Annotated in this window: 10 protein-coding genes and 1 pseudogene; 4 read left to right on the top strand and 7 right to left on the bottom strand. The window is 69.2% G+C overall.

Going from position 1 to position 14,523, the window contains the following annotated elements; translation table 11 throughout:
• Positions 1 to 150: 150 nt before the first annotated feature.
• The 5 genes from LXT21_RS32205 to mnmG form a co-directional block, all read right to left on the bottom strand.
• Complete coding sequence (locus tag LXT21_RS32205; protein ID WP_254042043.1) at positions 151 to 537, bottom strand: VOC family protein; 387 nt, start codon at positions 535 to 537, stop codon at positions 151 to 153.
• Positions 538 to 884: 347 nt separating this feature from the next.
• Positions 885 to 1,553 (bottom strand): hypothetical protein, encoded by a 669-nt coding sequence (locus tag LXT21_RS32200; protein ID WP_254042042.1) that lies wholly within the window; start codon positions 1,551 to 1,553, stop codon positions 885 to 887.
• Between the two features lie 210 nt (positions 1,554 to 1,763).
• Positions 1,764 to 3,329 (bottom strand): poly(ethylene terephthalate) hydrolase family protein, encoded by a 1,566-nt coding sequence (locus LXT21_RS32195; RefSeq protein ID WP_254042041.1) that lies wholly within the window; start codon positions 3,327 to 3,329, stop codon positions 1,764 to 1,766.
• Positions 3,330 to 3,445: 116 nt separating this feature from the next.
• On the bottom strand, positions 3,446 to 4,099 hold the full coding sequence (rsmG, locus tag LXT21_RS32190; RefSeq protein ID WP_254042040.1) for a 16S rRNA (guanine(527)-N(7))-methyltransferase RsmG: 654 nt from the start codon (positions 4,097 to 4,099) through the stop codon (positions 3,446 to 3,448).
• A 98-nt stretch (positions 4,100 to 4,197) separates the two neighbouring features.
• Entirely contained in the window at positions 4,198 to 6,048 is a 1,851-nt protein-coding gene (gene mnmG / locus LXT21_RS32185) for a tRNA uridine-5-carboxymethylaminomethyl(34) synthesis enzyme MnmG (RefSeq protein ID WP_254042039.1), read from the bottom strand.
• 831 nt (positions 6,049 to 6,879) lie between these two features.
• Between mnmG and LXT21_RS32180 the strand changes: the two genes are divergently transcribed.
• Positions 6,880 to 8,100, top strand: coding sequence for a multidrug effflux MFS transporter (locus LXT21_RS32180; protein WP_254042038.1), 1,221 nt, complete (start codon positions 6,880 to 6,882; stop codon positions 8,098 to 8,100).
• A 229-nt stretch (positions 8,101 to 8,329) separates the two neighbouring features.
• Positions 8,330 to 8,473, top strand: a pseudogene (locus tag LXT21_RS32175) (ClpX C4-type zinc finger protein); the annotation flags it as partial.
• Positions 8,474 to 8,612: 139 nt separating this feature from the next.
• On the opposite strand, the gene LXT21_RS32170 reads toward LXT21_RS32175, so the two are convergent.
• Positions 8,613 to 11,441, bottom strand: a complete 2,829-nt coding sequence (locus LXT21_RS32170; protein ID WP_254042176.1) for a M16 family metallopeptidase — start codon at positions 11,439 to 11,441, stop codon at positions 8,613 to 8,615.
• 277 nt (positions 11,442 to 11,718) lie between these two features.
• On the opposite strand from LXT21_RS32170, the gene LXT21_RS32165 reads away from it, so the two are divergent.
• Complete coding sequence (locus tag LXT21_RS32165) at positions 11,719 to 12,549, top strand: hypothetical protein (RefSeq protein WP_254042037.1); 831 nt, start codon at positions 11,719 to 11,721, stop codon at positions 12,547 to 12,549.
• Positions 12,550 to 12,634: 85 nt separating this feature from the next.
• Positions 12,635 to 13,288, top strand: a complete 654-nt coding sequence (locus tag LXT21_RS32160; RefSeq protein WP_254042036.1) for a metallophosphoesterase family protein — start codon at positions 12,635 to 12,637, stop codon at positions 13,286 to 13,288.
• On the opposite strand, the gene LXT21_RS32155 is transcribed toward LXT21_RS32160, so the two are convergent.
• Entirely contained in the window at positions 13,285 to 14,250 is a 966-nt protein-coding gene (locus LXT21_RS32155) for an aldo/keto reductase (protein WP_254042035.1), read from the bottom strand. The two genes, LXT21_RS32160 and LXT21_RS32155, sit on opposite strands and share 4 nt — an antisense overlap.
• Positions 14,251 to 14,523 lie beyond the last annotated feature (273 nt).

The raw sequence follows: 14,523 nt of genomic DNA, 5'->3' as shown, positions 1-14,523 counted from the left end.
CTCTCACCGATGCGTGTACGAACACGTCCTCGGTGCCCACCGAGTGACCCTCGTTCCGCGCGAGCCGTACGCATCACCGTGCAGCTCGTGCCTCATCGAAGTCCACGCATGGCACGGCCCCCTCATCACCGCGCCAACGCATGCACCGCACTACCGCGTCCACTCTCCTTGATAGAGCACCACGCGGTACCCATCCGGGTCCTCGAAGGTCACCCCATTCACATCCCAATAAGGGTTGTGTGAGCGCACGGGTTCGAAGCCCGCTTGCACCATGCGTGTCACCCTCGCCTTCCACTCGTCGCGCTCCGGCACGTAGAAGACCAACAGGTGGTCTTTCGACGGCGCACGCGGAGCCTCGTGACCTTGCTCCACCGTGAACTCCAGGTGGTAGGGCATGCCGGGGCAACCGAGCATCACTCCGTCGAAGCCCGCGTGGTCCTCGAAGCCACCTCGCAGCTCGAAGCCGAGTCCCTCCCGATAGAACCTCACCACGGGCGCGAGACTCCGTGTCGGACGCGCCACCCTCATCTTGCCCATGTCCATCCCAACTCCATCCTCGCGTCGAGGACTGCATCCACTCGCATGACCGAGGTGATGCGCGCCACCACGCGCTCGACGACGTGCCACCAGCATGGCGTTGTCCACGGCAGCCATGTGCTCACGCGGCAATGCGATGGCAGGAATCCACCCCATCGTCAGTGCATGACCAGGAGAGCCACCGCGCGCTCGGAGCACCTCACGGCCCGAGACCTGTCACACCGCGACGCGCACATCGAGTCGAGCAACACGGGCCTCCGAAGCGGGGCCCGCGAGCTCACCTCACGGACCGTCCCCCTCCGCGCGCGGCCGACCCGCCATCCGACCCTGAAGGTCCTCTCTCCGACTCAGGACTTCGGAGGCACACGTTCCACGAAGTAGGCCTGCTTGTGTCGAGGCTCCGCGTCGTACGCGGTGGCGAGTTCCCGGGCGCGCGGCTCGCTCGAGAACACGGCCACCTCCGCGCGATTGCCGTGCTCATCCTGTCGGACCACGGCCCAACCCTCACGCGGGCGCGACGGTGGAACAGGCGGTGTTCCGCGCGCCTCCACCGCGTACCACTGCTTGTGCGCCCGTGCCTCCAACCTGCGCGCCAGGCACTCCGCATGACTTCGCTGCCCCATCACACAGACATCATGACGGTTGCCCGTGTCGTCCTGCCGGTACACCGCCCAGCCATCCTTCGCGCGAGGCTTGTCGGCATCCACCCGCCACATCACTTCGCCTCGCCACCAGTCGAGGTGCGCGAGCGCGTGGTCCAGTTCGTCCTCTCGCGCGATGACATGGAAGAGGTTCTTCACCTCCAGGAACTCGACGACGAACTTGAAGCCACAATCCGCGCACCATCCCCAATAACGGGTGGGACCCAAACCGTCTCCATCCTCGTCGCGCAGATGCGCAGGTCCCCAGCGTCGCTCGAAGTCCGCGAGCGGTATTTCCGCGGCGGCGACAATGAAAGGAATCGAGGGCTCGTCATCGCCCCACACCACGGGGCGGTCCGTCGGAAGCGGCTTCATCCAGGGCACCTCCACCTCGAACCTAACGTCGACACCCACGGTCTTCAGCAGCGCCTCCTCGCTCCGGAGACGCCCACTGACACCTCACAACAGTTGCTCGAATGAGGCCCCTGGCCCACCACCCCATCGCAACCCGATGACCGTTGTCCGAAGCCCCACGGCACGACTCGGGAGGAGGACCGTCACAACCCCTCCCCTCCCCCACCGCGCTCAGGGACTCAGCGCCTTCTTCTTCCGGGTGCTCTCCGCGAGGAGCGAGGCCCGGGACTCGGCGTTGAGCGCGGGGTCCTCTGGAGCCAGTTGAATGGCGCACTCGAAAGCCTTCAACGCATCCTCCTTCCGACCCGCCGCCAGATAACCATCGCCCAGACTGTCCGCGGCGTTCGCCGACTTCGGCGAGAAGTGCGCGGCGAGCTGGAAGGCCACCACCGAACGCTCGGCCTTGCCCTGTCCCAACAACGAGTAACCCAACGCAACGAAGACAGACTCCTCGACGACGGGCTCCTCGGGGAGCTCCCGGCGGAGCTGCTCGACGGTCGCGATGACCGCGTCCAGCCCCCGCGCCGCCACGTCGTCGAGAACGACGGCGGGCGGTGGCCTCGCGGGGAACGCGGGCTCATGAGCCAGGGTCGCCCTCGGGTTGCTCGCGACCGCCTCCTTCATCCGACGGAGTCCACTCGCATCCACGCCGAGCTGCGCATCCAGGAACGCCTCGATGAACGCGCAGGACCAGGTGAAGCCCTCTCCGCTCGAGCGCGGCGTCGTCCCCTCGGGGTTCGCGGAGAACTCCGGAGAGAAGCGCTGATGCAGCGTGCCCTCCGTGAAGCTGGTGTGGAACATCTGGGTGAGCGTCACCAGGTACCGCTCCGAGTGTCGATACGAGCGGACCGCGCTCAAATCCATCCACGGTTGCTGACGTCGCAGGTCGAGGAGCGCGGCCCGCATCTTCCGGGGCGCATGGTGATAGCCCTGCGTCACCGAGAGGATTCCCGGCTCGGCGGGCGGGTTGGGAAACCCATACGTGCCGTCCAGCCCCACCACCGCGGAGACGTTCGCGTTCTGCATCGCGAAGAGCAGCGCCGCGCTGCCACCCAGGCTGTGCCCCACCATCGCCAGACGCGCGGGGTCCACGTTGGGCAACGCCCGCACCACGGACCACGCGAACTCATGGTCCCTCACCGTGACCGAGACCTCCGCGGGGCTCAGCCCCAATGACGGCTCATCACGGCTCACCCCCAACGTGAAGACGGTGGCGACGACGTAGCCGTGGCTCGCGAGGTACTCCGCCAGCGTGGCGTTCGTCGTGAGCATCGCCCCCTGTCCTCCCGTGGCGAGGACCAGCGGGAAGCGGCCCGTGGCGGCGGGCGCGTTGGCGAACGCATTCACCGGCGTGGCCGCGAGCGTCGAGTAGGCCTCGCGGAAGTTGCGCTGGTACGTGCCACCCTCCCGCTCGACGAGGAGCGCTTCGACGTCGGCGAAGCCCTTGGGCGCGGTGCCGCCCCGGAAGTAGTCCTCGAAACGCAGCCGTCGACCCGTGGCGCTCGCGGCCGGATACCAGACGCTGATTCGCAGCGGTCGGCCCCTCGAGTCCGGAGTGAAGGCCTTGCCGTAGGGACGGCTCACCTCCCACGTGCGGCTCATGTCGAACCGATACAGGACCTGATACCCGACGGCATGAGGCCCGGGGACCAGCTCACCCCACAGAGGACTGGGGGCGGGCTTCGCCGCCGCGGGCAGCCCCACCAACAACACCATACCGACCACCGCTCGATACACCTTGCCTCCCCGTGCTCCCCCACCCGGACCTTCTCCTCACGAAGAGACCGGGTGGCGATTGCAACCGAGGAACACACCGCACCGGAGCGGCCCGGTGCCCAGGGTCCTCCCCTGCCCTACCGCCGCGCGAACACCGCGACCTGACGCTCGGCGCCGGAGAACGGCAGCCGGTACGCACGGGCGGACACCACGCGCAGCTCACGCTCCTCGGCGCGCGCCGCCAGCTCCGCGTCCGTCTGCGCCTTGCCGAGCATCGCCACCACGCGCCCGCCCTCCGCCACGTACGCGGGCGCCAATCCCAACCAGTCCGGCAGGTCCATGAACGCTCGGGCAATCAGCAGCTCCGCGCGGGGGATGCCCTCCGTCTCCGGCTGTCCCTCCGCCCGCGCATGCAGCCCGCGCACGCCCTGCAACCGCAGGCTCGCCGCCGCCGCCTTGATGAACGCGACCTTCTTGCCCACCGTGTCCACCAGCGTCACGCCGAGCGACGGCAGCGCAATCTTCAACGGCAGCCCCGGGAAGCCCGCGCCCGCGCCCAAATCGAGCAGCGACGCCGCCCCCGTCACCTCCGGCAGCACCGCCAGCGAGTCCAGGAAGTGCTTCTCCAGCACCTCCTCCGGGGCGGTAATCGCCGTCAGGTTCACCTTGGCGTTCCACTTGAGCAGCTCCGCCATCAGCTGCTGCAACCGGGGCCCCACGTCCGGCCCCACCGACACGCCCAGCGCCTGGCAACCGGATGCCAGCAGATCGTCGAACCGCGTGTTATCCACAGCCCCTCCACAGCCGGCGGAGTCGCAACCCCCCGGAATCATTCAGGGGATTTTCATCCCCAAAGTTTCCCACACGTTATCCACACCCCCAGTCCTGATCACTCCAGGGGGTGTCCGTCCCCGCCGCCCGAGGGCCCCGAGACGCGCTTGAGCGCCACCAGCAGCAGGGACACCGCGGTGGGCGTCAGGCCGGGAATCCTCCGGGCCTGCCCTACCGTCGAGGGCCGGTGCGACGCCAGCTTCTCCGCCGCCTCCTTGCTCAGCCCGCGCACCTCGCCGAAGCGGAAGCCCTCCGGAATCCGCCACCGGTCCGTGGCCTCCGACTCGCGCGCCGCCGCCCGCGCGGCCTGGGCGATGTAGCCCTCGTACTTCACCTCCACCTCCACCTCCTCGGCCACGTCCTCGCCCACCGAGGGCCAGTCCGCCCTCCCCTCCCCCAGCGCCAGGTACGTCACCTCGGGCCGCTTCAGCCGCGCCGCCAGCCCCGTGCGCTTGAGCCGCGTGACTTCCTCCGTCACCGCCCGCTGCCGCGCCTCCGCCCGCTCCAGTGCCTCGCGCGGCAACAGCCCCACGCGGTGCCCATGGCGCGCCAGGCGCAGGTCCGCGTTGCCCTCGCGCAGCTTGAGGCGATGCTCGGAGCGACTGGTGAACATGCGGAACGGCTCGTCCACGCCCTTGGTCACCAGGTCGTCCACCAGCACCGCGCCGTGCGCCTCGTCGCGGCCGAGCACGAGCGCCGGCTCCCCCTTCACCTGAAGCGCCGCGTTGAGCCCCGCCCACAGGCCCTGGAAGGCGGCCTCCTCGTAGCCGGAGGTGCCGTTGAGCTGCCCCGCGAAGTACAGGCCCGCGACGGACTTGGTCTCCAGCGTGGGGTGCAGCTGCGTGGGCGGCGAGTAGTCGTACTCCACCGCGTAGCCGAAGCGGACGACCTCCACCTTCTCCAGCCCGGGGATGGTGCGCAGGAAGTCGAGCTGCACGTCCGCGGGCAGGCTGGTGGACAGCCCCGCCGGGTAGACGAGTGGGGAGTCCGGGCCCTCGGGCTCGAGGAACACCTGGTGCCGCTGGCGGTCCGCGAAGCGCACCACCTTGTCCTCCAGCGACGGGCAGTAGCGCGGCCCCCGGCCGACAATCTCCCCCTGGTACAGCGGCGAGCGGTGCAGGTTGTCGCGAAGCACCCGATGCGTCTCGAGCGTCGTCTGCGTCATGCCGCACGTCACCTCGCGCTGACGCGGGAACGGCACACCGGCGGCCTGCTCCACGCGCGTGCGCCAGGAGAACGGGCGCGGCGGGAAGTCCCCAGGCTGAGGCTCCACCCGGTCCCAATCGATGCTCGCGCGGGAGAGCCTGGCGGGAGTCCCCGTCTTGAAGCGGCCCAGCGTGAAGCCCAGCGCGCGCAGCGAATCCGACAGGCCCTTGGCCGCGTCGTCCCCGAGCCGTCCGCCGACCTCCTTCTTCTCGCCCACGTGCATCAGCGCCTGGAGGAACGTGCCCGTGGTGAGCACCACCGCGGGCGCGGCCACGTCGGTGCCGTCGCCCATCCGCACGCCCGTCACCCGACCACCCTCCGTCACCAGCGCGCTGACCTCGCCCTCGCGCACGGTGAGGTTCGGCGTGTGGAAGAGGACGTCCTGCATCAGCGCGGCGTACTGCTCGCGGTCGCAGAGGATGCGCGTGGCCTGGACCGCGGGGCCCTTGGAGGCGTTGAGTATCTTGAAGTGCGTGCCGGCCACGTCGGCCACGCGGCCCATCTGTCCGCCCAGCGCATCCAGCTCGCGCACCAGGTGACCCTTGGCGGTGCCGCCCACCGCGGGGTTGCAGCTCATCACCGCGGAGCGCTCGCGCTTCAGCGTCACGGCCAGCGTCGAGAGCCCCAGCCGCGCGCACGCGAGCGCCGCCTCGCTGCCGGCATGGCCCAGGCCCACCACGATGACGTCGTACCGGAGTCCCATCGCTCACGAGGGTCGCCGGAGGGCCACCGGGCCTGACCAGGCCCGTGCATTCCGTCATGGCACCCCGAGCACCCTGGCTCCGGGCGCTCCGCGACCGTGCGTGTCCGTATGTCTCCGGCGGACGCCCTTGGCAAGCAAAGGGAAGGTTTACGGGAGCGCGCGAGGCGGGCAGTGGGAGGGGTTGAGGAGCTGCCTGCCTCGCGCGCACCGGCCATCCTCCGTGAGGTTCAGTCCCGTACGACGGGCTTCCCCCCTCGGCCTGGATGGCGAATCCAAGAATGTCGGGCGGGCCTCCTCGGGCTCGCCGGTCCTGCGGTTGAGCGCCTCGCGTCCTCACGCGGTCGCTCGAATCCCCCTCTTCACGAGGCGGGCCCATGCCCCCTCGCTTGTTCATGGCCCCTACAGGTGTCGCACACACGGAGGGCGAGCCTTGGCCGTGCGGTGAGGACGCTACGGAGAGCTCGAGTCTCTTGAGGGGCCCTGCGCCCCCGTGTGCGCGACGGGGATATGAATAACCGGAGGGTCTGACATGCCGGCCTCCGCAGGGCAGGGGGCCTGGAGGTGGAGGTGGGAGGCGGGCGCTCCCCTCGGAAGACGGCCCTGAGGGGAGGCTCGGGCCGCTGGATTGTTCCAGGTGGGGAACACACCGTTGACGGTGGGGAGTGCTGGTCAGCCGAGGTCCGCGCCGCTATCCACACCGCTCACGATGAATCCGCTCCGAGGTCCTCTCCGACAGGTCGTCTTCCGCGCCGCGCGCGAGCGACCGTCCCAGGCCCGGAGCCCCGATGGACGCGCACGCCCCACGAGGGCGCGCCTCACGCTCGAGTTCGCATGAACCCGCTCACGAAGAAGTCGCCCCCTTCGGGCACGTTGTCGATGGAGCTGCTGTTGGGGGCGCTCACCGCGTTCGCGCCGCTGTCCATCGACATGTACCTCCCGGCGCTGCCGCGCATCGCGGAGGATTTGCACTCGTCGGCCTCGGTCATCCAGCTCACGCTCGCATCGTGCTTCGCGGGGCTGGCGCTGGGGCAGCTCTTCACGGGGCCGCTGATTGACCGCTTCGGACGCACGCGGCCCTTGTACGTGGGGCTCGCGGTGTACGTGCTGGGCTCGCTCGGCTGCGCGCTCGCGCCCTCGGCGACGGCGTTGGTGGCGATGCGCTTCTTCCAGGCGCTGGGTGGAGCGGTGGCTTTGGTGGCGCCGCGCGCGGTGGTGCGGGACCTGTGGTCCGGCGCGGACGCGGCGCGGACGATGTCCCGGTTGATGTTGGTGGTGGGCGTGGCGCCGGTGCTCGCGCCGCTGTTGGGAGGGCTCGTGCTCCAGTACACGAGCTGGCGCGCCATCTTCGTGTTGCTGGCGGGAATCGGCGCGGTGGCGTTGGTGGCCACGGTGCGGGTGTTGCCGGAGACGGCGCCCGCGCACTCGGGGCCGCGCAGCGTGCGCTCGCAGTTGGGGGCGCTGCTGAAGGACGCGGACTTCGTCGGCCCTGCGCTCGCGGGCGGCTTCGCGTACGCGGGGATGTTCGCATACATCGCCGGGTCACCCTTCGTGTTCATCACGCTGCATGGCGTGCCGGAGCAGGACTTCGGTTGGTTCTTCGGCGCCAACGCGGTGGGACTGGTGGCCATGGCGCAGCTCAATCGCAAGCTGCTCGGGGTCATCCCGCTGCATCGGATGCTGCGTCTGGCATTGACGTGGTGCTGGCTGACGGCGCTGGTCGTCTTCGCCGTGACATGGAGCGGGGCAGGGGGCCTGTGGGGACTGGCGGCGGCACTGTTCCTCTTCGTGCCGACGATTGGGTTGGTGGGGCCCAACTCGGTGGCCATCGCGCTGGAGCGGCATGCCGCGCACGCGGGGCTCGCGTCCGCGCTCCTGGGCGCGCTGCAGTTCGCCGCGGCGGCCACGGCGTCGTGGGCGGTGAGCGCGCTCGATGACGGCACCGCGAGGCCCATGGGTGGGGTGTTGGCCGCGGCGGCGACGCTCGCGTGGCTGTGCGCGTTCCTGCGGCACCGCTCGGGGGCGGCGAAGCCGGAGCCCACCGTGGCGGCGTGAGCCCGTAGCCCGCACCGGACGGGGCCACCCGCGAGAAAGCCTCACATGAAAAGGCTAACGTGGTGTGTGGACCGCCCGTGGGTCCGCTCCTCATGGGAGCTTTGCTCTCGTGACGAAGACCCGGGTCGATACCCACGTGTGGAGTCGCGCCGGTCCACTCCACCCCGAGGATGAGAAGAAGTCGCTGTCGGACTGGTGCGCGCCTTGGATCCTCTCGATTGCCAATTCCATCGGGGGGCCAGGCAACCACGTCAACTTGCAGTGCACGTTCTGCGAGAAGCCCCAGCGCGAAGTGAGGAAGCTCATCGCCGCCGCCCACGCGTACATCTGCGACGAATGCGTGGGCCTCTGCAACGACATCCTCCAAGAGGACTAAGAACGAGAGGGTTCTTCGACTTGAGCGTCAGCGACGCCGCTGCTCCGGATTGACGCCACGCGGACATGAAAAAGCCCCGAGGCGCCACAGCGGGCACCTCGGGGCGGATGACGCGAGAGAACGCGTCGTCAGGGCATCACGGCGCGACCGGCGCCTTGGCCTTCTTCTCCGCGCCGACGAAGTCGCCGGCCTTCACCTGGGTGACCTTCGCCCAGTCCACGTGTCGCGCCATGGCCTGGCGCACGTCGTCCGGCTTGAGCTTCGCGAGCTTCTGCTCCAGCTCCGCGTCGAACGCGAGCGTGCGGCCCAGGTACAGGTAGCTGGCGAGCCTGCGTGCCAGGCTCCCGTCCTGCGCGCGTCCCGCCTGACGGTACTCGAGCAGCCCCGAGCGGGCCTTCTCGAGCTCCTCGGCGGAGTAGCCCTTCTGCAGCGCGCTGGTCACCTCTTCGCGCATGGCCAGCTCCAGCCGCGACGCGTTCTCCGGCGCGTAGATGGCGTACGTGATGAACGTGCCCACCGCGTCGATGTCACCCGGGTTCAGGCTGCTGTTGACGCCGTAGGACAGGCCGTCCTTCTGACGGATGCGCGTGGCCAGCCGCGAGTTGAGGAAGCCGCCGCCCAGCACGAAGTTGCCGAGCATCAGCGCGGGCCAGTCCTCGTCCTGGTCGCGCAGCTGCAGCGCTTGTCCCGCGTAGTAGTACGCGTTCGCCTTGTCCGGCGTCTCCACCACCAGGGCCTTGGCGCCCACGTCGTTGAACACCTCCGGCACGCGCTGGTACGGCGAAGGGCTCTTCCAGTCGCCGAAGAGCTTGCCCGCGACCCCCGTCAGCTCCTTCGGCTCGAAGTCTCCGACGACGGACAGCTCCGCGTTGGCGCCGCCGTAGAACTGCTTGTGGAAGGCGCGCGCCTGCTCGAGCGTGGTGCTCTTCGCGCCCGCGATGCGCTCGTCGAGCGTGGGCACGTAGTACGGGTGGCCCTTCGGGTAGTGGCCCGACAGCGTGCGCCAGAAGGCGATGCTGCCCTGCGTCTCCGGCTCGCTGCGCTGGGCCTCCAGGCCCGCCAGCCGCTCCTGCTTGAGCAGCGCGAACTCCTTCGCGTCGAACGCGGGCTGGCGCAGCACCTCCGCCACCAGCTCCAGCACCTTGGGGAGGCTGGCGCGCGGGCACTCGATGTTGGCGGAAGCCCCGGACAGCCCACCGTCCACGCTCACGCGCGCCTTGAGCTTGTCGAGTTCATCCTGCAGCTGCGAGCGCGTGCGCTTCTTCGTGCCGCGCATCAGCATGCGGCCCGTGTACGCCGCCGCGTCCGCCTTGCCGCGCAGGCCAGCCTCGGTGCCCCAGTGGAAGGACAGCGACGCGTTCACCATCTCGCCGCGCGTCTTCTTGGAGAGCAGCGCGTACTTCATGCCGCCCGGCAGCTCACCGCGCTGCACGCGCGCCTCCACGTTGGCGGGGGAGGGGTCGAACGCCTCGCCCTGCGTCACGGCGGCGCGGCCCTTGTAGCCCTCCAGCACCTTCGCCAGGTCCACCGCCGGCGGCATCTCCGAGCGGTCCGGCTTCGCCGTCGGCACGAACGAGCCCATCGTCCGGTTGGAGGACTTGAGGTAGGCGGTGGCCACGCGGGTGACGTCCTCGGGCTTCACCGCTTCGATGCGGTCGCGGTGCAGGAACATCAGGCGCCAGTCGCCGGTGGCGGCCCACTCGGACAGGCCGATGGCGGCGCGCTCGGAGTTGTTGAGCGTCAGCTCCATGATTTTCAGCAGCGTCGTCTTCGCGCGAGTGACCTCCTCCTCGGTGAAGGGCTTGCGGGCGGCCTCCTCCACGTTCTTGATGAGCGCCTCGCGCGCGGGGCCCAGCGGCTGGCCTTCGCGCAGCTCCGCGCTGAAGCCGATGACGCCCGGGTCGCGGAACTGCAGGTTGTACGCGGACACCGTCGCGACCTTCTTGCCCTCCACCAGCGACTTGTAGAGGCGGCCCGAGGGGTTGTGCCCCATGGCCAGCGTCAGCACGTCGATGGCGGCGAAGTCGGGGTGGGCGCCCTCGGGCACGTGGTACACGCTGGCGAGCATCGGGTTGTCACCCACGCGGCGCAGCGTCACCTCGCGCTCGCCGTCCTGGGTGGGCTCGGCGGTGTACGTGGCGGGCACGGGCTCGTCGGGCTTCTTCAGCTTGCCGAAGGTGTCCTGGATGTAGCCCAGCGCCTTGGACGCCTCGAAGCGGCCGGCGACGACGAGCATCGCGTTATCCGGGCGGTAGTACTTCCGGTAGAACGCCTGGAGCCGGTCGATGGGGACGTTCTCCAAATCGGAGCGCGCGCCGATGGTCGACTTGCCGTAGCTGTGCCAGATGTACGCGGCGCTGAGCACGCGCTCCTGGAGGATGCTGCCCGGGTCGTTCTCACCGGACTCGAACTCGTTGCGGACCACCGTCATCTCGCTGTCGAGGTCCTTCTTCGCGATGAAGCTGTTGACCATGCGGTCGGCTTCGAACGAGAGCGCCCACTGGAGGTTCTCGTCGGTGGCGGGCAGGGTCTCGAAGTAGTTGGTGCGGTCCAGCCACGTGGTGCCGTTGGGACGGGCGCCGCGCTCGGTGAGCGCCTGGGGCACGTTCTTCGTGGTGGGCGTGCCCTTGAACAACAGGTGCTCGAGCAGGTGCGCCATGCCCGTCTCGCCGTAGCCCTCGTGCTTGCTGCCCACGAAGTACGTCACGTTCACGGTGACGTTGGGCTTGGTCGGGTCGGGGAAGAGCAGCACGCGCAGGCCGTTGGGCAGGCGGTACTCGGTGATGCCCTCCACGCTCGTCACGGGGGAGAGCGAGCTGGCCTTGGTGGCGGGGGCGGCGGCCTTCGCGGCGGGGGCGGGGGCCTTGGCGGCGGAAGGAGAGGGGGCAGGGGCTTGGGCCCAGACGGGCTGGCTGGCCACCAGCATCAGGGGCGCCAGCAGGGAAAGCGGGGTACGACGCTTCATGCGGTCCTCGCGGGTCTTCAGGAAGTGCACGGCGCTTCTAACCCGGCACACCCCATCCGCCATCCCGGAAGCCAGCACTTCCTCCAGGAAGGCGTCCTCGGTGTGACAGGCGAGGGGGCTCATGCGAGGCGCGCTCCGTGGGTTCGAAGCGGGTTCGTCGTGTTTTCCGGTGACAACCCCAAGGGTTGTCCTCTGCCTTGCCTCCATGTCAGGTCGGTTTGCTAGGGTGCCTTCCACCTGAAAAGCGACATGGGGTCGCTCGAAGGAGGACGTCGAGATGGCGCGCAATGACGGTGGGGGATTGGGGCCGATGTTCCAACGGGAGATGGAGGAGCTGAAGGAGCGCCTGCGCAAGGCGCACGAGGAGTCGCTCGCGGCCATCGCGAAGCTGTCGCAGCACATGGACAGGACGCGGGTGAACCTGGACGCGCTGGACCGGAGTCACGCGGACTTCAGGCAGTCAATCCAGGCGGCTCAGCGGGAGTACGGCGAGCTGCGGGAGATGGTCCACGAGCATCACGTGGCCATCGCGGAGACGCGACAGGAAGTCAGCGGGCTGAAGGGCGACGTCTCGGGGTTGAAGGGCGAAGTCGGCGGGCTGAAGCAGGACGTCAAGGAGATCCGCCTCGACGTCCATGAGCTGAAACAAGACGTGATTCTGCTCAAGCAGAAGGTGGAGGCCTTGGAGGTGAAGGTCCTCTCCCTGGAGCGGAAGATGGAGGCCGTGCATGCAAGACTGGAGGGCATCGACAGAAGGCTCGACGCCATGGACAAGCGCATCGATGCCATCGACTCCCGACTCGGCATCATGGAGACCGGGTACCAGGCCATCGAAGTCAAGCTCCAACGCTCGGACCGCCTCTACGAGGAGATGAACGAGCGCGTGGACCTCTTCTCCCGGGACCTCCGGGTGGTGCGCGCGGGCTTCGAGGAATCCGTGGAGACGCTCGCGAAGCTCGCCGCGACCATGGGCATCAACGCCTCGGAGATGCGCCGGGGGTTGTTCCACGTCAACGAGAAGGTGGCCCGACTCTCCGTGGAGCAGGACACCACCGAGAAGCGCCTGCAGGCGCACGAGAGCATCCTGACGAAGCTGCTCAAGAACTGACCCCGCGATGACACCGTGAGGGGAACTCCACGCGGTTCCCCTCGCGTCGGTGTAGCGTCGCGCCCAGGTCCGCAAGGGGCGACGCATGAAGCTGGTGCTCATCTCCGATACGCATCGACGGCACGAGGAGCTCGAGGTCCCCGTGTGCGACGTGCTCATCCACGCGGGTGACTTCTCCCGCCGAGGCAAGCAGGAGGAGTTGGAGTCCTTCCTCGGCTGGTTCTCCCGTTGCCCCGCGCGCGAGAAGGTGTTCGTCGCCGGCAACCATGACTTCATCTGCGAGAGAGCGCCGCAGCTGACGCGCAGGCTCGCCCAAGAGGCCGGGGTGCACTACCTCGACGACGAGGAGGTGCTCGTCCGAGGCCTGCGCGTCTGGGGCTCACCGGTGACGCCCCGCTTCGGCGGCATGGCCTTCAACCGCGAGCGCGGCGCCGACATCCGCACGCACTGGGACCGCATCCCCGAGGGGCTCGATGTACTCGTCACCCATGGCCCGCCCAAGGGCCTCGGGGACCGCACGTTCCTCGGCGCGCACGTGGGCTGCGAGGACCTGCTCGCCCGCGTGAAGCAGGTCCACCCGCGCCTGCACGTCTACGGCCACATCCACGAGGCCCCAGGCGAGCAGTCCCTGCCCGAGGTGCCCACGCGCTTCCTCAACGTGTCCAACTGCCACCTCCACCCCTTCGGCATCCGTCCGCCCGTCGAGGTGGAGCTCGACGCGCGCGCCCCCGAGTCCTAGGACGCGCGCTGTCTCCGGAGGAAGTCCTCCACCTCGCGCACCTCGTCGGCGGTGAGGCGGAACTCCCCGGCCTGGATGAAGCCATCCACCTGCGCGGCGCTGCGCGCGCCGACGATGGCGCCCGTGACGACGGGGTTCCGCAGCGTCCACGCGATGGCCACCTCCGCGGGCGAGCGTCCGTGTCGCTGCCCCACCTCGCGCAGGAACTCCACCAACGCCAGGTTGCGCGTGAGCTCCGGCTCCTGGAAGCTCGCGTTTCTACGGCGCCAGTCATCCTCGGAGAAGCCCGCCACGCGCGCGTGCGTCATCGAGCCCGTGAGCAGACCGGAGGCCATGGGCGAATAGACGATGACGCCGATGCCATGTCGCTCGCAGAAGGGCAGGATGTCCTGCTCGATGTCGCGGCGGATGAGCGAGTAGGGCGGCTGGAGGGCTGTCGGAGGCGCGATGCTCCCCGCGCGCTCCAATTGCGCGGTGTTGAAGTTGCTCACGCCAGCCCAGCGAATCTTCCCCTCGCGCTTGAGGGCCTCCATCGCCGTCCAGACCTCTTCGATGACGTCCAGCGACTCCACCGGCCAGTGAATCTGGTACAGGTCGATGGCGTCGACCCTCAACCGGCGCAGCGAGGCCTCGCATTCACGGCGCACCGAGTCCGCCTCGAGCACCTTGGAGATGCGCCCCTGCGCGTCCCAGACCATGCCGCACTTGGTGAAGACATACGGCCGTGGCTGTCGGCCCTCGAGCGCTCGCGCCACCACCTCCTCCGAGTGCCCCAGGCCATACAACGCCGCGGTGTCTATCCAGTTGATGCCCGAGTCCAGCGCATGCCGGATGGCCTCGATGGACTCCGCGTCATCCTGCGAACCCCAGGTGTACTGCCAACCGCTGCCTCCGATGACCCAGGCCCCCAGGCCCAGCGGGGTGATGTCCAGGTCGGATGACCCCAGCCTCCGCGTCCGCATACACTCCTCCTGTCCGCTGCACAGTCGTGCGGGCCCCGGCCCGCTTTGGATGGCGGTCTGTCCCCAGGCCGGCCAGCCTGTCACCTCGGCGCCCTCCTGGAGAGGAGGGATGCTCGCCCCCGGGAACGCTTTGGGTGGGGACGAGCGCCGCGCCGCCCGACGAGGGCCCTGCGACCCGGGCGTAAGTCCGCTCTCCAGCCTTTGGAATGTCACTCGGACGGTGGGGGAACACGGGGCGGAGTGCAAGCACCGGCGCGCTGGTCCGTTAAGTAG

Source organism: Myxococcus guangdongensis (assembly GCF_024198255.1).
Taxonomy (GTDB): Bacteria; Myxococcota; Myxococcia; order Myxococcales; family Myxococcaceae; genus Myxococcus; species Myxococcus guangdongensis.
Note: the sequence above shows the minus strand (reverse complement) of the source record. Positions and strands in the feature narration are given on the sequence as shown.

Excerpts from the sequence above, each read along its gene's own strand:
- LXT21_RS32205 (WP_254042043.1), bottom strand. The coding sequence starts at position 537 with ATGGGCAAGATGAGGGTGGCGCGTCCGACACGGAGTCTCGCGCCCGTG.
- LXT21_RS32200 (WP_254042042.1), bottom strand. The coding sequence starts at position 1,553 with ATGAAGCCGCTTCCGACGGACCGCCCCGTGGTGTGGGGCGATGACGAG.
- mnmG (WP_254042039.1), bottom strand. The coding sequence starts at position 6,048 with ATGGGACTCCGGTACGACGTCATCGTGGTGGGCCTGGGCCATGCCGGC.
- LXT21_RS32180 (WP_254042038.1), top strand. The coding sequence starts at position 6,880 with ATGAACCCGCTCACGAAGAAGTCGCCCCCTTCGGGCACGTTGTCGATG.
- LXT21_RS32170 (WP_254042176.1), bottom strand. The coding sequence starts at position 11,441 with ATGAAGCGTCGTACCCCGCTTTCCCTGCTGGCGCCCCTGATGCTGGTG.
- LXT21_RS32165 (WP_254042037.1), top strand. The coding sequence starts at position 11,719 with ATGGCGCGCAATGACGGTGGGGGATTGGGGCCGATGTTCCAACGGGAG.
- LXT21_RS32160 (WP_254042036.1), top strand. The coding sequence starts at position 12,635 with ATGAAGCTGGTGCTCATCTCCGATACGCATCGACGGCACGAGGAGCTC.
- LXT21_RS32155 (WP_254042035.1), bottom strand. The coding sequence starts at position 14,250 with ATGCGGACGCGGAGGCTGGGGTCATCCGACCTGGACATCACCCCGCTG.